Below are 19,635 nucleotides of genomic sequence, written 5' to 3'. Positions count from 1 at the left end.
TTCGGATGGCTGCTTGCGTCCCCGCGGTCCGTCAGACGATGCGAAAGGGTCAACCTCCCGAAAAGCAGGTCGGCGATCATTACTGCTCAGAAAAGGCCCTGGACATACTGTCGGTAACCGGCTTCGCAAGATAACTGAAGAAGGTTCTCTCGCTTGTCTGGATCATGACTTCCACGGGCATGCCGGGCGTTGGTGAAAAGCCGTGGACTCTTGGGAGTTCTCCGGGTGCGATATTGATACGCGCAAGATAGACGTCATGGTCATTCGTGCTTGTCTTGCTGTTTTGCAGAGCGTCAGCCGAAATGTAAAACACCTTTCCCTTTAACACTGGTGTGGTCCGCTGGTTAAGAGCAATCAAACGTATTGTCGCGACCTGACCGAGCTTTACGCTGTCGATGTCGTTGCGCGAAATTTGTGCTTCGATGATCAGAGGCACGCCTGCCGGAAGTATTTCGAGGATTGCCTTGCCGCTCTCGATGACGCCGCCCGTGGTATGGTAGTGGGTACGCACAACAGTACCGGAGACGGGGGCATTAATCGTTGCCCGTTGGACCACATTTTCGGCTTCGCGGAGTTGTTCGCGAACTGTATCGCGTTCACTTTGAATGGCTTGCAGCCGGTCGAGAGCTTCTTCCCGGTAGGCGCCCTCCGCTCTGAGAACTTCCTGCCGTTCCTTGACGGCCTGGGCTTGTGTCTCCGCGATCTCTGCTTCCAACCGTCCGACCTGGCCATCTGCTTCGGCAATCGCTCGCTGTATGGCCTTCACGTCATTGCCGCGCACCAATCCCTTATCAAGCAGGTCTTTCTTGCTTTCAAACTCGTCCTTGAGCAATTCCAGCTGCCGCGCCGTCGCATCGCGCTGACGTGCATAACCCACCTCGCGAAATTGCAAAGCCTTGATGTTTTGCTCAATGAGCGAAAGTTGGCTCAGGAGCTTGTGCTGCTGGGCCCTGAAGTTGAGCTGCTGACTGACGAGGATTGACCAGACGTCCTGATCTCCGCGATTCTCGTTCAGCATGCTCGATATTTCGAGAATTTCCTTGCGCTCGAACTGAGCCGTCAAACGTGCTGCAGTCACATCCAACCGGATTCGCCGAAGAAAAAGCTCCCGTCTTTTTGATTCCGCCGCAGTTTCGTCGAGCCGCACGAGCGGCTGATTCTCGACCACCTGATCGCCCTCATTGACCAGAAACTGCTTGATAATGCCTCCCTCCAGATGCTGCAGTATCTTGTTCTGACCGGTGGCGACGAAACTGCCCTGAGTAATGACTGCCGCCGCCAAGGGAGCCGTGGATGCCCATATCCCGAAGCCACCAAATGATACGCCCAAAAGGATCAGTCCTACCGTCGTCTGCTTCCAGATCGATCTCGGGACATCAGCATACCATTCGATATCGTGGACCTTGGCAATGTCAGACATCGTAACCGGCTCCTATTGCAGTTGATGGCCGAAGACGCCGGTCTCGATGTTGATCCCCCGGCCCTCCAGGGCTTTCAAGACATCCGCGCGGGCGCCAAACAGCGCGACCGTTCCGTTCACAAGCAGGAGTATCTTGTCGACACTTTTGAGAAGTGAGGGACGCTGGGTGATGGTTATCACGGTAATTTTCTGTTCCTTCGCATGCTCCAGGGCCCGGGCAAGCGCGGCATCGCCTGCGTTATCGAGGTTCGAGTTGGGTTCATCCAGCACGACGAAATGCGGATCTCCAAAAAATGCGCGTGCCAGGACAATGCGTTGCTTCTGGCCGCCGGACAGTGGCGATCCGTCGGCCGAGACCACCGTCTCATAGCCGTGGGGCAGGCCAGCAATCATCTCGTGAACATCCGCCAGCATGGCCGCGCGATACACCTGCTCATCCCCGGCATCTGTCCTCATCCGGGCAATATTCGCCTTGATAGTGCCGGGGAATAGCTGAACGTCCTGTGGCAAATAACCGATATTCTCGCCGAATTGGCGCTGGTCCCAGTTGCGCAGGTCCATCAGATCCAGCCTGACGTTTCCGGACGTGGGCAGGATCGAGCCTACCAGCATTTTCCCAAGCGTGGTCTTTCCGGCACCGGAGTTGCCGATCACAGCGAGAGAGTCCCCAGGCTGAAGGGCGAAGGATATGCCGTTGAGCACAACCCGTTTCGTTCCATGCGGGACGTAGAGCAATCGCTCGACGTCAAGGCGTCCTTCCGGCTTGGGCAGATTGAGGCGCTCGAAATTGAAAGGAGAGGCCTTGAGCAGGGCCGCTATCCGTCCATAGGCAGCGCGCGACTGGCTGAACTGGTTCCATCCTTCGATTGCACCTTCAATCGGGGCCAGCGCGCGGCCTGCAATGATGGACGAAGCGATGACCATGCCCCCGGTCAATTCCCCTTCAACCGCGAGATAGGCGCCCCATCCGAGCATTGTGACTTGCGTTAAAAGCCGCGTGCCCCTTGATATTGCTGATATCGCGATGTTCCTGTCCTGCGCAATGACCTGCGCTCTCAAGGAAGCCGCAGTGTCTTTTCCCCAGATCTGGACGGCCTCTGGTATCATCGCGAGTGCGTTGATGATCTGCGAGTTCCGCGTCATCGAGTCCAGATGCAGGTTGGCTTTTACCTGCGCGGCGTTTGCATCGGCAAACGGTGTCGCTGTCATTCGCTGATTTATTTGCGTCAAAATCAGAAGCAGGATGGCCGTCGTGATGACAATAAAGCCGAGATGGGGGTGAATGAGAAAAACCGCAAGAAGAAAAACGGGGGCGATGGGCGCATCGAGAAATGAAAGCAACGTTCTCGAGACGAGAAAAGAACGAACCTGTTGAAGATCGTTAAGCACCTGGTATTCGCGGCCATTGCCTTGCAACGAGGCACGAGCTGCGGCGCTGAGGATCGGTGCGCCAAGTTGAGCGGCAACCTCCACGGCGGTGCGCATCAGGACAAAGCGGCGCAACGCATCAAACATCGATTGTAGAATGATTGCACTGACGATCACGATCGTCAGCATGATCAATGTATCGATTGATCTGCTTGTCAAAACGCGGTCGGAAATCTGGAACAGATAGACCGGGATCGCCAGGACGAGCACATTGCTCGCGATCGTGAAAAGCATCACGATCATCAAATTGTGCCGGACTGCGTTGACGCCTGCCTTGAGGCTGGCATTGAAATCGACAGGCGCAAGGCGTTTGTGGAAGGTCCCTCCGCCATTATTCGAGCCCTTGCCGCGTCCATCGTGAGGTTGCTTGCCGGTGGCGTCGGCAATTAAGGGGCCGCGGTCGCCCTCCACGATCTTCATACCCTCGACTGTTTTGGCCTCCGGCACGTCGCGCGCGGCGGGCTGCGGCTGCGTCTTGCCTAACGGTTCGATGGAGACATTGTCTTCACCTAGGGATGGAGCGGGAATGTTTCGACGCTGCGGTGGTAAGTGTATCGATTGCGCCAAGCCCATAGGGGGCTGGCTGGTTGTGCCCTCTACCACAGTGAGTGGCGCCAAATTCGCCCTCAGGCATTCTTCTACAGCGAGATCCAGCTTCGAATAGGCTACTTCGATATCGTCATGCGTGTCCGGCAGTCGACTAGGGCTCCCTATTTTGGCCTCTAGCCGTCCGGTGGGAGCAGCGTAGCGATTGCGAATATCAAACATCCATCCCCCTAATGTCCGAGCACGCTGTTCACACCGTCACCCGGGTGCGCATCGTATTCTGCTGCAATGTAATGTTCGGACGCCGCATTAGGCGCATCTAGCATGGAATCGTCGAGGAAAAGCACAGCCTCGTTGACAAGCATATCTGGGTTGGGAACACCAAAATCGGGCTGATGCGATATCAATTCGGCTTGATAGAGCGTTTCCTGAGAATATTGCTCCCCGCCGACATATGTCTTTCCGAAGGAATCGAGGTCGATAATGACGGCATTGTTCACGAGTGCATTCGAGCCTGTTGTGATCGTCCACTCCGCATCAAGATGGGGCGTTATCGCATTCATCGCCAGTGCGATCTGATCACTGTCGCCGAGGATGTTGACCTGTTGTATGGATTGGAGTTTCAGCAGATCGCCGGTGATGTAGAGAACACGCAGTCCGGAAAGGCCCGCGAATGCATCATCGGACAATATGTCATGCGAAAAATCCTTGCCTCCATTCGCAAGAGAATTGGTGGTCTCCAGGTATGCCTGCGGGAGCGTATCAAACCTGTCAGCATTGCCGATATTTAGAATATGCGCCTGATTCCACAGCAGATTGTCGGAGGACGAGAGAGTACCCTGTCCCGTCGTCTGAAACCCGGGCGCACCCCACAGGGTGTCGTTATCGAACAGGACGTTCATTTGCTGAATGATGTTTGCATCGTAAACCGATCCTCCGACCAAAACGAGGTCGTAGGAGAAACCCAGATTGAAGATGGATGTGTGGTTGATACCGAGATTGTTGCCGCTGACGACGCTCGTCGTGGCGCCGGACGAGGACAGGACACCGACGTCATTGTCGCTCATGAAGGTGAATTGCTTGAGCCAGTTCACAATCATCAGATCGCCGTCGATCTGCGTTATTGACCAGAATTTTGGATAGATTCCCGCATCTACAGAGCCAGTGTCAGGGGGATCGGAAGCATCGATCCGTTCGAACGTTGCGATATTGAACAGTTCGTTGGCGTCAACGGTCGCCGAGTTCCCAAACGCGGAGGTGATTGTGTCTATATCCCACAGCGCGTTGATCTGGGTAATGACATTTGACTCAACATGATCGCCGGCAACTGCGGTCACTGTCCCTCCGGTCCACAAACTCTTCAGGACTGCGTCGTTGACCAGCGTGTTTCCGCCGGCCTCCAGCTTGACTGCCACCTCAATGGAGATGGATCCATCTTCCATGATCGAAACATTCGAGCTTGGGCCGTCTTCGGTTTTTTCACCGTCATCCCAGGAATGGTGATCTTGAAGCTTGGGTGTGTCGATGACCTGTTGGCCGTTGACGTACACACCTTCGATGGTCTCTGCATGTGAGAAAACTTGCGTCGCGTCATTCGTCCGGGGCTCAGGGACTCCAACGTCACTCATTGTAGCCTTGACGACGGCGATGATCTCGCTGCTCGAACCTGGCTGAACCAGAGCGGCAATGGGTGACAGTGATGCGGCCAATTGCGCACCTTCGAGCAATTTGGAATTGTCGATGTGCCCTGGTGAAAAGACAAGGCTGTGCCCGCCAACTCCGAAGTCATCGTCATCAGAAAGGCCGATGGCCTGATTGATGTAGTTGACGACCGATCCGGGTGGTTCAAGCTCCGGCTGAATGAAGCGGATGGCGCCATGAGAGGTGACATGTATCCCCTCCTGCGGCCAAAGGGAGCTTACATTGCGGGGGATGGTTTCTTCACCGTTTTGGGGGTGAGGAATGGTCCTGAATTCCGGCGTCCGCGGGAAAAGGTGCCGAAGTTCGGGCCAAGGAGACCGGTAATTGAGGTCCGGGTCATAATCTAGAAGTTGAAACGGCGCTGCGAAACCTGTTTCAGGAACAGGCGGAGTATTTAAATCTGACTGGGGAGAATTGAACGAGAATTCCTGATAGGCCTCCCTCACTCGAGCGTCTTCGATGCTGATATGGAAGACGCCAATGAAGTGCGCGATCTCTTCTGTGATTTTGTCAAACATCGACACGACACAAACCTCTTGGCCAGTACAACCGCCAACGATGAACGATGTGGCGGGATGGGTAAGCTGCGCAGAAGCCCTGCGCAGCCCAGATTGTGTGTTTCACAACGGATCGAAGTCTGTTCGGGGTTAGGAGCCGTCGTGGGTATCTTCTCCAACCACGGAACTCGTCAGGTCGCCTCCGACCACGGTCATATCGACCGCGTTTTGCTGAAGGTTTGCACCCATGACGATTTCCTGGTTGAAGGCGCTGGTGTCGATGACGGCGTCAGCGTGGGCCGCACTCGTTCCGGTGACAAAGCCGTCGTCACCATTGTCAGAGCCCCACGATCCGCCGTCGCCAGCACCACCGTCGCCAGTCATGGCCATGCCGCCGTCGCCGCCAGCGCCGCCGGCCCCGCCATAGGACCAGCCGCCGTAACCGTCACCGCCAATGCCATCGGCCCAAGCACCACTCAAGGCAGCGCCCCCGTCTCCACCGCCGGCTTGAGCCCAGCCGCCATAAGCGTCGCCGCTCGTGGCACTGCCACTCATCGCTTCGCCGCCAGTGCCGGCTGCGCCGTCGCCACCGTAGCCACCGGTGCCCGTGCCGCTTCCGTCGCCTGTGCCGGTGCCTGTGCCGGAGCCAGATGCGTCGCCGCCACTGCCGCCGTCACCGGCATCTGTCGCAGCGCCACCTGTGCCGCCAGTGCCGCCTGCCGTATCCCCACCGGCTCCGCCGGTGTTCCCGGCACCAGCGCCACCGGTGTTGTCACCACCGCCATCACTGTCAACGCTGACAGGATTTATCAGGCCAAGAACGGCGCCAATTCCGGTATTCGCTGCGCCGCCAGTGGCGTCACCACCGTCGCCGGCGTCTGAGGCTGCGCCGCCGTTGGCATTGCCGCTGTCTCCGCCGTCAGCTCCGTTACCGGCTGTGTTGTCGCCCCCGTTGCTGCCGTCACCGGCAAAGGCCAGCCCTGCACCAAGCCCAAGGCCGAGGCCCAAGCCGACGCCAAGGCCTTCGGCTCCGTTCCCGCCGCGGCCGCCATCACCGTTGCCGCCGTCGGCGCTGCCGCTTGCAGCGGCACCACTGGCGCCAGAGCCACCGCTGGCGCTGCCGCCTTCACTGATACCGCCCGCTGCAAGGCTGGCGGCAAGACCGCCGGTGCCTGCGCCGGCGAACCCGAAGCCACCTATGGAGCCACCACCGCTTGCACCGCTGCCGCCGTCGGCATTTGCATGGCTACCGCCATTGCCTCCGGAACCGCCACCACTGATACCTTCAGAGGCTGATGCTGTTCCGCCATTGGCGTTGTTGTTCAGCGCAAAACTGCCGTCGTTGCTGACCTGGGCATTGTCCAGACTATCGTTGTCCTGCAAGTTGGCGACTTGGTTGATGACATTTGCGACGTTGCCATCGCCACCCATGGCGTCATTGAGAACGTCGTTAAACTGGATGTTGAACATTCCATCGATCGAGCTTCCACCGCTGACATCAATGTCGGCGAAGTCATTATCGGTTGGCAGGTAGCCCTCCAACCCAACATCGACGGTTACACCGACGTCAACGGTCGTGGTGTTGACGTTTTCGTTGAGATTATCGCTGGTGTTGGAATTGGCGTTGTCATTCAGGTTGGAGTTTTCTGACTGACTGCTCTGGCTTTGATCTTGTTCGCTGCTTTGATCCTGGTCCTGGTCCTGGTTTTGATCCTGCTGTTGTTCTTGTTCCGGGTCGTCGTAGAATTTCAGATCATGATTATTCCTGAACTTGTCCGACATTGTCGTGTCCTTCGTTTCTAGGATCCGCGACAGTTTGACCGCTATTCATCTTTTATACGGCCTTGGCCTCGCAGATGTTGACGTTGATCTCTTGGTCGAAAAGCGGACGTGCATTGCAAGACCGCTCGATGCTGCTTCTTGGTGATGGATTGATTGAACTCTCCTCCCGAAAATGTTGGTGAGAGGACGCCTACCGGCATGGTGTGCAAACCAGACGCGTCCCCGAGCGGCCTGGGAACCCAAACCGCTCTACAAGACTGTGCTCATTGGTAGGGGAAGGTAAGCCGCTACTTAGAGCTAGCCGCTTTGAATTGCGCTTCGCGATGGATATGCGAGACGCGCTGACTGTACCGCCTGATTTAGCCCAATCGATCATGGCCGGAGCGACGGCTTTTGAAGGGCGGGCGCCTGTTCCCTTTCAAAAGGTGGATTGGCAAGGTGTGGCTAAGCGAGGCTTTGAAGCCACTGTCCGGGCCATCGATATCGCGGATTGGGGTTGCCTCCAGGTGATCGTTGCTCGGTGGCCAATTTTAAAAGAGCCGTGTAGTAAGATAGGCAGCATCCCTGGCTACCACTTAGAATGTAGCTGGCACGCACTTTGATGCCTCGAATTGCTACACCGGGCTAGTTTTCACGATTATGACCTCTTTTGTTCCCACTCTGATCGGCCAGAGCGCGCTAGCGTAGCTCCTTCGATCTATTTCAAACCCGGCTCCTTTGGATTAGATTTTCCTAAATAACAAGCGGAGGTGGTTCAGCGCACTCCGCGATAATCGTTGGGGGACATCCTAAATGACGCATACAGCGGCTCATCGACCAGATGTCGGCATCGATAGGGTGGCGTCTTTAAAGGCCATTCCCTATCTGCGGACACTGTTGTTCGTCGGTCCCCCGGATATCATCTCCGCAGCAACAACGGCTGCTATCGAGCGGGAATTTCCCTGTTTGAGCGTAAAATACGCCGCCAACATGCAGTCCGTGTTGGTTGATTTCGAAGCCCCTCTACGGCTCCTGCTGGTTGACATGCCGCTTGCATATGAGCTGAGCAGTTGCGCGTCAGACGTACTCGCACGACACCCGTCGGCCACATTCGTCATCGTCACCGATGGTGACCTGAGCGGAGTGACTGAATGGCTTCCTGCGATAGATGCCCGGCTTGTTCGGGGCGTTCTGCCCCTGAACGTTAGCCTTGACGTCTTGCTCTCGATGTTGAGAATTATCATCAGGGGCGGGACATATTTTCCCACCACGGCGGCTCATGACCCATACGCCATATCGCGGGACGGAAACAGGACCCGCCCTGGCCCCGCCATAAGACCCAACGTTGAGCAAGAAATCCAGGGTAAAACAATGGATCAATTGACGAAACGCGAAAATGAGATTTTGGCGAGAATGGCGTTGGGCAATCCAAACAAGATCATCGCAGCGACATTTTCTCTGTCGGAACACACGGTAAAAATCCACATCCACAACATCATTACCAAGCTCGGTGTCCATAACCGGACAGAGGCTGTCGCGTTTTATTTCGAGCAGAAGGAAAAGGACGCCCGTAATAATTCGTCAGACGGCCACCTCCGTTCGAGCGGCAATTCGGTGCCGGGCGGCGATGCGTAAGTTCCAAGACATCCTGCTGCTCTTGGGGCAACTGAATTATACGTGGACAAATACCGAAAGCCTCCTGATTCATATGATCGCTGGGCTTGCCTTGTCCGACAAGGAGACCGCCATTGTCATTTTCCTCACGCTGAACACGCCGCGTGCGCGGATTGATCTCGTGGAGCGCCTGGCAAAGATGCAAAAAACTCCAGCCGGTTGCCGAGGCGAGATACTCAAGGCAACCGGCCGCTTGTCTGAAGAGGCAAAACTCCGAAACAAGTACAACCATTGTATCTATTCGTTTGACCCCGACAGTGGGCGGGGACTTACGCAGTCAATGCGAATTTTCGAGGGTAAGGACGACATAAAGTACGGTAAAATCGAAGAGCTCGACGATCGGGAGATGGATAAAATCAAAAAGAGCATAAAATCACTGATCGAGATAAATCAGTGCTTCTGGAGCATTACGGAAAAATACGGATTTCCGAAATAGGTGGCAAGGGACTGAATAGCCAGCGGCTGTCATCCTCTCACGGGATCGCGCAGGTCGATGCCCGGCCCGATAACGCTTCTGCTCAGGGTCGTCACTCATTCAGCTGAAATTTAGACGCACTACCGCCGGTTAGACGGGATGGTGCAGGACGCTCAGGCCGCCGTCAATGGTCAGGCAGGTGGCGTTCATGAACGGGCATTCGTCGGAGATCATGAACAGAGCTGCCAGCGCGATTTCATCTGATGTGGCGATGCGGCCACCAGGGTGCAGTTTCATTGTTGCGGCTTCGGCTGCCACCGGATCGGGGAAACTGTTCCAGTATTCGGTCGCCTTCTGCGTCAACACATAGCCCGGCGCCAGCGCGTTGACCCGCACGCCCTTCGGCGCATATTCGATACCGAGAGACTTGGTCATGCCCAGGAGCGCATGCTTGGCGACCGGGTAAGGGAACGTGTGCGGGATGATGGTAAAGGCATGGGTCGAGGCGATGTTGAGGATCACGCCGCCGCCCTGCCCGATCATGCCCGGAAGCACGGCCTTGGAGCAGTTCCACGCGCCCTTCAGATTGATGTCGAAGCAGCGCTGCCATTCCGCGTCGCTGGTTTCCAGCGGCTCGTAGAAAACATTGACACCGGCATTGTTGATCAGGGCATTGATCGGGCCAATCCCGGTTGCGGCACGTTCGACGGCCGCGGAAATTGCAGCCGTATCGGCGATACTGGCAACAGCGTAATCGATGGCGCCGCCGCCGGCCTGCAACGCCTTTGCTTCCGTCTCCAGCAAGCCGGCATCGAGGTCGACGAGAAACAGGCTCGCGCCTTCCTTGACGCAGGCCCGCGCGATTGCAAGGCCGATGCCTTGCGCCGCGCCAGTGATCATGATCCGTTTGCCCTTGAGCCGATCCGTCATCGTCCTACTCCCCTTACATCACCACTCGGCAAAGCTGCCGTCTTCATGGCGCCAGATCGGGTTGCGCCAGCGATGACCTTCCTTGGCGCGCTCGATGACATAGGCCTCGTCCACCTCGATGCCGAGACCCGGTCCCTGCGGGATCGAGACGAAACCATCGGCATACTGGAAGACGTCCTTGTTGGAGATGTAGTCGAGGATATCGTTGCTCTTGTTGTAATGAATGCCGAGGCTCTGCTCCTGGATGAAAGCGTTGTAACTGACGGCGTCGATCTGCAGGCAGGCGGCAAGGGCGATGGGGCCAAGCGGGCAGTGTGGCGCCAGCGCCACGTCATAAGCTTCCGCCATCGCCGCGATCTTGCGGCATTCGGTAATGCCGCCGGCGTGGGAGAGATCCGGCTGGATGATATCGACAAAACCGTCGGACAGCACTTGCTTGAAATCCCAGCGCGAGTAGAGCCGCTCACCGAGCGCAATCGGCGTCGAGGTATGATTGACGATATCGCGCAGGGCTTCCTTGTTTTCCGACAGAACCGGTTCTTCGATGAACATCAGCTTGTAGGGATCAAGCTCCTTGGCCAGAACCTTAGCCATCGGCTTGTGGACGCGGCCGTGGAAATCGACGCCGATGCCGATGTAAGGACCGACCGCCTCACGAATGGTCGCAATGGTCTGGACGGCTTTTTCGACCTTGTCGTAGCTGTCGACGATCTGCATCTCTTCGCAGCCATTCAGCTTGATCGCCTTGAAACCGCGGGCAACCACGTCCCTGGCATTGTTGGCAACGTCGGCCGGCCGGTCACCACCGATCCAGGAATAGACCTTGATCTTGTCGCGCACCTGTCCGCCGAGCAGCGAATGGATCGGCTGACCAAGTGCCTTGCCCTTGATATCCCAGAGCGCCTGATCGATGCCGGAAATCGCGCTCATGTGCACTGCACCGCCGCGATAGAAGCCGCCGCGATACATGATGTTCCAGTGATCCTCGATCAGGAACGGATCCTTGCCGATCAGGTAATCTTCCAGTTCGTGGACAGCGGCCTGCACCGTCAGCGCCCGTCCTTCCACCACCGGCTCACCCCAGCCGACAATGCCCTCGTCTGTTTCGACCTTGAGAAACAGCCAGCGCGGCGGAACGATATAGGTAGTCAGTTTGGTGATCTTCATCAGCGAAGGTCCTGTGTCGAAGGAAAAAGTAGGTCCAATATCGTCTCGAGGTCGCTAAGGCGCCCTTGAGGCGGACAATTAGGAGGATGGCTGCGGCACGTGTCTTTTAACGGCAACGGCAAGATCGCGCGCAGCTAGAGACAGCAGCTGGAGAGAGCAGTTCCGCGCCGCCGCCGTGTCGCGCATGCGCAGCGCTTCCACCAATTGCCGGTGTACATCCAGGGCTTCGTCGCGCTTGTCGACCACTTCGTTGGAAGCATGCAGCGAGAACTCCAGTGCCACCTGAATAATGCTGGCCAATTGCAGAAACACCTGATTGTGGCTGGCCTTCAGGAGGCTGGTATGGAAGGCGACGTCCGCTTTGGTAAAGCGCTCGATATCGCCGTCGGCATCGCGCATCTCATGCCAGGCGCGTTCGACATCGGCGATCTCCTGCACTGTCGCTCGTTCGGCAGCCAGTTCGGCCGCGGCAGGCTCGATCGCTCGGCGCGCTTCCAGGATGCAGTTCAGGAGATCGAATTCGAAAATCCTGGGGCCAATCCATTCCAGCACCTGCTGGTCGAGAATGTTCCATTCGTCCTTGCGGCAAACAACAGTGCCAACCCGCGACCGTCCGCGAACCAAACCCTTCGATTCAAGGATCTTCAGCGATTCACGGATGACTGTGCGGCTGACACCGTAGCGTTCACACAGGTCGTTTTCCGTTGGAAGGAAATCGCCCGCCGAAAATACATCGGCGCAGATATCGGCGGCGATAGCCCGTGTCACGTTCTTCTGGACGCGCGGCCGCCGAACGGATTTGTCGCCGGCGTCTTCCGCTGATCGTTCCTGTTGTCCTTCCACCGGCATCTCCATCCCGTCGCCGCATGCTCAATGAGCCTCTGGCGATGCATATCGCAGTTTGAATTCCATGGCGACCGCTGCGAACGATCCGTCACGCTCATTATCAATATCATACATAGATATTTCAATCATCATACAATGACAATTGACCAGTATGATGTTTCGTCATACATAAATAGGCACTGCAGGGAGCAGTTTGAACTAGGGAGAGAGACCATGCGCTTTTTTAAAGCAGCCATCCTGGCTGGCACCGTCGCAGTTGTCGCTGCCACGTCGGCTTTTGCCGCCGATGTGAAAATCGGCTTCATCGTCAAGCAGGCTGAAGAGCCGTGGTTCCAGGATGAATGGAAGTTCGCGGAAGTCGCCGCCAAGGAAAAAGGCTTCACGCTCGTCAAGATCGGCGCCGAAGACGGCGAAAAGGTTCAATCGGCGATCGACAATCTCGGCGCACAGGGCGCGCAGGGCTTCATTATCTGCACGCCCGACGTCAAACTCGGCCCCGGCATCATCGCCAAGGCTGCGGCCAACGACCTCAAGTTGATGACGGTCGATGACCGTCTGGTCAACGCCGATGGTAGCCCGATCGAAGACGTGCCGCATATGGGCATTTCCGCCACCAAGATCGGCGAAGCCGTCGGCCAGTCCATCGTCGACGAGATCAAGAAGCGCGGCTGGAACATGAGCGAAGTCGGCGCGATCCGCGTTTCCTACGATCAGCTTCCAACAGCGGTCGACCGTATCGAAGGTGCTCTCTCGGTGCTGAAGGCCAACGGCTTCCCGCAAGCCAACATATTCGATGCGCCGCAGGCTAAAACCGATACGGAAGCTGCGCTCAACGCATCGACGGTCGTTCTCAACAAGAACGCCAATATCAAGAAATGGATCGCGGTTGGCCTTAATGACGAAGCTGTCCTCGGTGCCGTGCGCGCCACCGAGACGGTCGGAATTCCGGCCGATAGCATGATCGGCGTCGGCATCGGTGGTGCGGATTCGGCGATCAACGAGTTCAAGAAGCCAACGGCAACCGGATTCTTTGGCACGATCATCATCTCGCCGAAGCGCCACGGTTACGAGACGGCCCTAAACATGTACGACTGGATCGCCAACGGCAAAGAGCCGGAAAAGCTGATCCTGACGGCAGGTCAGGTCGCGCTGCGCGACAACTATGAAGCTGTACGCAAGGAACTTGGTATCGAATAATCGTCGCGTAGACGAAAAATGCCCGGCGGTGACAACCGCCGGGCGCCTCGATACGGAGCGCGCCTATGCAAGATTTTCTTGAATTCAAATCCATATCCAAGGGATATCCCGGCGTTCAGGCTCTGTCGGACGTTTCCTTTTCCGTCCGCAAGGGTGCCGTTCATGGCCTTATGGGCGAAAACGGAGCCGGAAAATCCACCCTGATCCGCGTCCTGTCTGGCGATCAGGCCGCCGATGCCGGCGAAATCCGTATCGGCGGCGAACAGCAGCAGTACAAGTCCGTGCGCGACGCTTTTCAAGCCGGTGTGATCGTCATTCACCAGGAGCTGCAGCTGGTCGCCGAACTGACGGTTGCCGAGAACCTCTGGCTCGGCCGTTTCCCGGCCAGGGCCGGCGTGCTCGACAGGCGCAAGCTGATCGGTGTCGTGGCGGAAAAACTCGCCGACATGGGGATCGATGTTGATCCGACGGCGAAGGTTGCCTCCCTCTCCATCGGCGAACGCCAGATGGTCGAGATCGCCAAGGCGGTGATGGTCGATGCGCGCGTTATTGCGCTGGATGAGCCAACGTCCTCATTGTCTTCTCGCGAAAGCGAAATTCTGTTTTCGCTAATCGACCGGTTGCGTGCAAACGGCACCGTCATTCTCTATGTTTCGCATCGTCTTGATGAAATTTTTCGTCTCTGCGACAGCCTGACCGTGCTGCGCGACGGCAAGCTTGCAGCACATCATCCGGATATTTCAAAGGCCACGCGCGATCAGATCATCGCCGAGATGGTCGGCCGTGAAATCGCCAATATCTGGGGCTGGCGGGGCCGCCCGTTGGGTGTCACACGGCTGCAGGTCGATGATCTCGCCGGTCCCAAGCTCCCCCAGCCCATCAATTTCAAGGTGCGAAAAGGCGAGATTCTCGGCTTCTTCGGGTTAATCGGGGCTGGGCGCAGCGAAATGGCGCGGCTCCTCTATGGCGCCGATGCGCGGTTACAGGGCACGGTCACGGTCGACGGAACACTGGTCACAGCCGATAGCCCGGCGCACTCGATTCGTGCCGGCGTCGTTTTGTGTCCGGAAGATCGCAAGCTGGACGGCATCATTCAGGGCCGGTCCATCGAGGAAAACATGACGGTTTCCTCGCGCCGGCACTTTTCTCCCTTCGGTATCCTCAATCCGAAGAAGGAAGGCGGGCTGGCCGAGACTTTCATCGCTAAGCTGCGCGTGCGCACGCCGTCCCGCAAGCAGGACATCATCAACCTGTCCGGCGGCAACCAGCAGAAGGTGATCCTCGGCCGCTGGCTTTCCGAACAGGGCGTCAAGGTGTTGCTGATCGACGAACCGACGCGCGGCATCGACGTCGGTGCCAAATCGGAAATCTACGACATCCTCTATGAACTCGCCGCCCAAGGCATGGCCATCATCGTCATCTCCAGCGAACTGCCGGAGGTCATGGGCATTACCGACCGGATCGTCGTCATGTGCGAAGGCCGCATTGCCGCCGAGATCGAACGCTCCGATTATGACGAGCGGCGGATCCTTGCCGCCGGCCTCCCCGACGTTTCGAATGCCAACGACCTCCCCACTCAACAGGTACAGAGCCGATGACATCCTTGAAAAAACTCCTTCTTGGCGAACAGGGACTGGTCGTCATCTTTGCGCTCGCCTTCGCAATCGTCTCGCTGACGGTTCCAAACTTTCTGACAGAGCGCAACATGCTCGGCCTGCTGCAGTCGGTGGTGACCATCGGCATCGTCGCCTGCACCATGATGTTTTGCCTTGCTTCCCGTGACTTCGATCTTTCTGTTGGCTCGACAGTCGCATTTTCCGGCATGGTCGCCGTCATGGCATCGAATGCCACCGGATCGATCGTTCTCGGCCTGCTGGCGGCGCTGGTTTGCGGCGGCTTCGTCGGACTGGTCAACGGCGTCGTGATTGCCCGTTTCCGCATCAATGCGTTGATCACCACACTGGCGACCATGCAGATCGTTCGTGGACTGGCACTAATCGCGTCTGACGGCCGGGCGGTCGGTATCAACGATCCCGGCTTCTACCAGCTGGCGCTGTCAAAATTCCTCGGCGTGCCGACGCCGATCTGGGTCATGGGCGCGCTGTTCCTTGCCTTCGGATTTTTGCTGAACCGCACTGTTTTTGGCAAGAATACGCTGGCGATCGGCGGCAATCCGGAGGCTTCACGGCTGGCCGGGGTTAATGTCTCCCGCATGCGCATCTGGATCTTCATGTTGCAAGGGCTGGTCTGTGGCGTTGCAGGCGTATTGCTGGCCTCCCGGATCACTTCCGGTCAGCCGAATGCGGCGACGGGTCTTGAACTCTCGGTCATTTCAGCCTGTGTTCTCGGCGGTGTCTCGTTGGCTGGCGGCCGCGCCGCCATGGCCGGCGTCGTTGTCGGCGTCCTGATCATGGGCATTGCCGAAAATGTCATGAACCTCCTGAATATTCAGGCTTTTTATCAGTATGTCGTACGCGGATTGATCCTGCTACTTGCGGTTCTGCTTGATAACTTGCGTTCCGTGGCTGTCGGCCGGCGCGGGTAAGCTGGATATGACACAGGACATTCTGTATCTGCGGAATGGCGATCTCTCGGTAGACGTGAGCCGCTTCGGCGGCTCGCTTATCTCCGCAAGCTTTCGCGGCATACCCTTTCTGAAACCCACGCCGACGGCTGGCATCGCATCTCGCAAGTTTGGAGCAGAGGCGAGCTTCCCGCTGGTTCCGTATGGCAACAGGATCGAGGCGAATGCCTTCGATTTTGGCGGCAAGCGATTTTCGCTGCAGCCCAATACAGCCGACCCTTCTTGTCTGCACGGCGACGGTTGGCTTGCAGAATGGGAAATCGTGTCGCAAAGCAATAGCGAAACGGTGTTGCGCTATGTCCATCGAGAAAATGCATCAAGCCCCTATGCTTACGACGTCATCCAGACTGTGCGGCTTGAGGATGACGCTTTGACACTGGCGCTAACTGTTACCAACACTGCCCACAAGCCGCTGCCGTACGGCCTGGGATTCCATCCCTTCTTCCCGCGCGCACCACAAACCCGGTTGAAGGCAGAGGCATGGCGATTTTGGACCGAGCGCAGCGGCCACTTGCCGGATGCTCCCACAGACATCCCCGAATACTTGGATTTTACAGTTACGAAAACTCTTCCCCCGCACTGGATCAACAATGCTTATGACGGCTGGGATGCAACAGCGTGGATGGAGTGGCCCGAACATGGCCTTGGTCTCAGGCTGACAGCCGTCGGGCCGTTCGACTGTTTCATGATCTATTCGCCCGATGCTGGGACTGACTTCTTCTGCTTCGAGCCTATGACGCATCTGCCAAATGCCCATAACATGCCGCCAAGTGCAGGCTTGGTGACGCTGGAGCACGGACATAGCCTCTCCGTTTGCATGGTTCTGCGTCCGGTTGCGTTGCCAGTTTGAGGATTTAGCGGTCGAGGTGTGGAGCTTATCAGGACAGAAGGCGGCTGGGCTGTCCTAATGCAGACAGCAGCCTAACAGCCTTCTTGTCGAACGACACGAAAGTCTCGCCACCAAGCCAACTTCCTTCAAAGGCAATAATACCATCTGCAAAATCACCGCCGGCATCCAGAACTGCCAGCCCCGCATCGACGGCGGGTCGATTAACGACGACATTTTCAGTGTTTAGCAGAGCGCTGATCGCCGCTGAAACATCTTCCCGGGCAGTCTGATACTGGCGAACCAAGACCCATACAAATTCACACACGGATTGCAGGCTCACAGCAACGGTTTCGGCATTGGCCAGAAGGTCAACCGCAGCCCTTGCTTGCGCGACATCATCGGCAACATAAGCACGCAACAGCACATTGGTGTCTGCAGTCACCTTCATGTTTTGTTGGCTCCGGCCGCCGCGCCGGCGTCAGCAATGGCGTCGTTTAACTCCTCAATACTGAGAACCCTGCCATTCGTCTTACCTTTGAGGAAGCCATGGAGGTCCCGGAACGACCCTTTCGGCCGAACAGCGACCAATTCCGCTTTGCCATCCGGCAACAGGTTCAGTTCTATTTTTTCGCCAGGCCGGATACCCAGATGCTGCAATACTTCCTTGCGAAACGTTACCTGCCCGCGTGTCGTTACAGTGAGTGTGGTCATGGGCGTTTCCTTTCCGTGCATTAATGTAATGCAAAGTTGCATTACATTCAACGCGTCCGCCTGCACCGGCAATGGTCAGAGTAGCCTGGAACTGGAATACTCTGACGCGTGTCGAGGTTCGTGTCGATAATACGCCTCGAAACGCCGATAGTGAAAGCCGGACGCGGATGTCAGTACGCCCAACTATTTCCGCATATTGGCGGTATATGTTCCCACTTTACTAGAGGCGTGTTCTATCCGCTGACCATGAAAGCCAGGCGGGAAGTCGGGCCGGGACGCGGCCGTTCAGGGCAGCCTCGACGCAATCAGCCAAGCTGCCAAAGCGGACCACCCGATTGCTGAGGCCGGGGCCGTAATGGGCGTACTTGCCGGAGTTGGTGATGAGCGTGCGGGTGCGTGTCGGGAAAACCGGCTCGCTGATCGAACACCAGCAGAGATCGGGCACGATTTGCACACCGCTTTGTTCAAGGTTCTCCAGCGTGCCATCAGCGCGCGCCTCGGTGATCACCTGATGACCTGCCGTCACGATAACAGCAACATCAGGGTGACGGCTGCGGCCGGCGAGCGCTGTTGCCAGTGCCCGGCATTCGCTCAGCGAGGCATGCGGGCTGCCGATGGCCACGAGTTCAACCTGCTCCGGTCCCGAGTTCAGCCGCGTCCATGCATCCGTCATGTCGGCGCGGGTGATTGTTTTTCGTTCCGCGCCAGCGGTTGCTGCGCCGTCGGCTTCCGGCGTGACGCCCTCGACGTGCAGCATCGGTACAGCGGACGTGGTGCCGAAGGCGGCACACAGCGCCTTGAGGTCATCTCTCGAGGGGCGCGCTGACGCGAGACCCCGCAGCAAAGGGATGCGATCGGGCGCAGCATGACCGGCGAGATAGCCAATCAGCGGCCAGAAGGCGTCATCGACATTGTCTGGCAATTCGATATCGACGATGCACCGGGCTTGGCGATGTTCATCCAGGTAGACCCCGGAAAGCGGCGCGCGTCCGGTCATGGCGATGCAGAGGTCGAGGAAATCGGGGTGTTTTGGCGTACGGGCGCCGAGCACGGTGTTGGCGAAAATAACGGCGTTGGATTCCGCCCACGCGATCGCTTGGCCCGCCTGCGGCGCGCTGGCCAGAAGATAGGGGGAACAGGTGAAGGTCGGACGGCAGCCCATGCGGACATAGGCGTCGGCGAGCCTTGCGGCCGGATCACCAAACGAGTTCGGAACACCTTGCGCCTGCCAGTTGGCACGATCGACCGAGATCGCGTTCATGGTGGTTGGCACGCGAACTTGTGCGCCCATCTCAGCCATGCGCTCTGCAAAAACAAGGTTGGCCGGACTGGCATAAATGCAGCCGTCGATATGCCCCTGCGTCACGTCGATCAGACAGTTTGCGCCCTGCTGGGCGGCCATGGCGCAGATGATCCGCATCGCCTGCTGGATCGCTTGGCCCTGCTCGCCGTCCAGCATTGCACGATCGGTATTGGTCAGATCGAGTGTCGTGATGCGTGGCGGCGTCACGGGGATCGATAGACCGCCCGCCTCGATCGAGGTCGCAGTGATCCGCGCAGTCTTTGCGCGTGACAGTGCAGCAAAACTCTCCGGCGCAAGGCGAAGGACAGGAAGCGGCTTGCCGAACATTTCTGCGGCGATCAGTGCGCCCAGCGTGAGCACATCCTCGGCTTCGCTGAACACCAGCGCTGCGGGGGCGCGGCCGGTCAGGATAAGATCAAGAAGTACACCAGAGCCTGTGCAGGACCCCCGGCTCGACGGCATCATCAGGATGCCGCCGGTCAGACAGACCCCATGGAGGGGGTGATGCACATCAATTATCCCTCCCGTCTCAGGCGAAACTCCACCCCAAAAACTCAAGGGCTCGGCCGATGTGATGATCGGGCCTTCGGCGTTGCCGCCAAGGATGCTGGAAGCTTGCATCGGAT

At 57.6% G+C, this 19,635-nt stretch carries 16 protein-coding genes; 6 read left to right on the top strand and 10 right to left on the bottom strand.

Going from position 1 to position 19,635, the window contains the following annotated elements:
• Nucleotides 1-79: 79 nt before the first annotated feature.
• From R6X40_RS24535 to R6X40_RS24520, 4 genes are all read right to left on the bottom strand, one after another.
• Nucleotides 80-1,420, bottom strand: coding sequence for an HlyD family type I secretion periplasmic adaptor subunit (locus R6X40_RS24535; protein ID WP_318416943.1), 1,341 nt, complete (start codon nucleotides 1,418-1,420; stop codon nucleotides 80-82).
• A gap of 12 nt (nucleotides 1,421-1,432) precedes the next feature.
• Complete coding sequence (locus tag R6X40_RS24530) at nucleotides 1,433-3,616, bottom strand: type I secretion system permease/ATPase (RefSeq protein WP_318416941.1); 2,184 nt, start codon at nucleotides 3,614-3,616, stop codon at nucleotides 1,433-1,435.
• An 8-nt stretch (nucleotides 3,617-3,624) separates the two neighbouring features.
• Nucleotides 3,625-5,613, bottom strand: coding sequence for a hypothetical protein (locus R6X40_RS24525; RefSeq protein WP_318416939.1), 1,989 nt, complete (start codon nucleotides 5,611-5,613; stop codon nucleotides 3,625-3,627).
• A 129-nt stretch (nucleotides 5,614-5,742) separates the two neighbouring features.
• Nucleotides 5,743-7,374 (bottom strand): hypothetical protein, encoded by a 1,632-nt coding sequence (locus R6X40_RS24520; RefSeq protein WP_318416937.1) that lies wholly within the window; start codon nucleotides 7,372-7,374, stop codon nucleotides 5,743-5,745.
• A gap of 792 nt (nucleotides 7,375-8,166) precedes the next feature.
• On the opposite strand from R6X40_RS24520, the gene R6X40_RS24515 reads away from it, so the two are divergent.
• Together R6X40_RS24515 and R6X40_RS24510 are read left to right on the top strand one after the other, a co-directional pair.
• A complete protein-coding gene (locus R6X40_RS24515; RefSeq protein ID WP_318416935.1) occupies nucleotides 8,167-8,988 on the top strand; it encodes a response regulator transcription factor in 822 nt (273 codons plus the stop codon).
• Nucleotides 8,981-9,463, top strand: coding sequence for a hypothetical protein (locus R6X40_RS24510; RefSeq protein WP_318416934.1), 483 nt, complete (start codon nucleotides 8,981-8,983; stop codon nucleotides 9,461-9,463). The genes R6X40_RS24515 and R6X40_RS24510 overlap by 8 nt, the downstream gene beginning before the upstream one ends.
• 129 nt (nucleotides 9,464-9,592) lie before the next feature.
• Here R6X40_RS24510 and R6X40_RS24505 read toward each other — a convergent pair whose 3' ends face one another.
• The 3 genes from R6X40_RS24505 to R6X40_RS24495 form a co-directional block, all read right to left on the bottom strand.
• Entirely contained in the window at nucleotides 9,593-10,372 is a 780-nt protein-coding gene (locus R6X40_RS24505) for an SDR family oxidoreductase (RefSeq protein WP_318416932.1), read from the bottom strand.
• A gap of 18 nt (nucleotides 10,373-10,390) precedes the next feature.
• The gene (dgoD, locus tag R6X40_RS24500) at nucleotides 10,391-11,539 is read right to left on the bottom strand and encodes a galactonate dehydratase (RefSeq protein WP_318416930.1); all 1,149 of its coding nucleotides are present in this window, start codon (nucleotides 11,537-11,539) and stop codon (nucleotides 10,391-10,393) included.
• A 78-nt stretch (nucleotides 11,540-11,617) separates the two neighbouring features.
• The gene (locus R6X40_RS24495; protein WP_318416928.1) at nucleotides 11,618-12,394 is read right to left on the bottom strand and encodes a FadR/GntR family transcriptional regulator; all 777 of its coding nucleotides are present in this window, start codon (nucleotides 12,392-12,394) and stop codon (nucleotides 11,618-11,620) included.
• Between the two features lie 204 nt (nucleotides 12,395-12,598).
• On the opposite strand from R6X40_RS24495, the gene R6X40_RS24490 reads away from it, so the two are divergent.
• The 4 genes from R6X40_RS24490 to R6X40_RS24475 all read left to right on the top strand — a co-directional run bounded on the left by R6X40_RS24490 (nucleotide 12,599) and on the right by R6X40_RS24475 (nucleotide 17,016).
• Nucleotides 12,599-13,582, top strand: a complete 984-nt coding sequence (locus R6X40_RS24490; RefSeq protein WP_318416926.1) for an arabinose ABC transporter substrate-binding protein — start codon at nucleotides 12,599-12,601, stop codon at nucleotides 13,580-13,582.
• 65 nt (nucleotides 13,583-13,647) lie between these two features.
• Nucleotides 13,648-15,180, top strand: a complete 1,533-nt coding sequence (gene araG, locus R6X40_RS24485) for an L-arabinose ABC transporter ATP-binding protein AraG (protein WP_318416924.1) — start codon at nucleotides 13,648-13,650, stop codon at nucleotides 15,178-15,180.
• Nucleotides 15,177-16,127, top strand: coding sequence for an L-arabinose ABC transporter permease AraH (araH, locus tag R6X40_RS24480; protein WP_318416923.1), 951 nt, complete (start codon nucleotides 15,177-15,179; stop codon nucleotides 16,125-16,127). The genes araG and araH overlap by 4 nt, the downstream gene beginning before the upstream one ends.
• Before the next feature lie 7 nt (nucleotides 16,128-16,134).
• Nucleotides 16,135-17,016, top strand: a complete 882-nt coding sequence (locus tag R6X40_RS24475) for an aldose 1-epimerase (protein WP_318416921.1) — start codon at nucleotides 16,135-16,137, stop codon at nucleotides 17,014-17,016.
• 28 nt (nucleotides 17,017-17,044) lie between these two features.
• Here R6X40_RS24475 and R6X40_RS24470 read toward each other — a convergent pair whose 3' ends face one another.
• From R6X40_RS24470 to R6X40_RS24460, 3 genes are all read right to left on the bottom strand, one after another.
• Nucleotides 17,045-17,443: a type II toxin-antitoxin system VapC family toxin gene (locus R6X40_RS24470; protein WP_318416920.1), complete on the bottom strand. Its 399-nt coding sequence runs from the start codon at nucleotides 17,441-17,443 to the stop codon at nucleotides 17,045-17,047.
• On the bottom strand, nucleotides 17,440-17,706 hold the full coding sequence (locus R6X40_RS24465) for an AbrB/MazE/SpoVT family DNA-binding domain-containing protein (RefSeq protein WP_318416918.1): 267 nt from the start codon (nucleotides 17,704-17,706) through the stop codon (nucleotides 17,440-17,442). The genes R6X40_RS24470 and R6X40_RS24465 overlap by 4 nt, the downstream gene beginning before the upstream one ends.
• Nucleotides 17,707-17,926: 220 nt before the next feature.
• Complete coding sequence (locus R6X40_RS24460) at nucleotides 17,927-19,630, bottom strand: aconitase X (protein WP_318416916.1); 1,704 nt, start codon at nucleotides 19,628-19,630, stop codon at nucleotides 17,927-17,929.
• Nucleotides 19,631-19,635: the final 5 nt, after the last annotated feature.

The sequence above is a fragment of the Rhizobium sp. PL01 genome, from assembly GCF_033447125.1.
Taxonomy (GTDB): domain Bacteria; phylum Pseudomonadota; class Alphaproteobacteria; order Rhizobiales; family Rhizobiaceae; genus Pararhizobium.
This window is presented reverse-complemented; position numbering and strand designations above follow the sequence as displayed.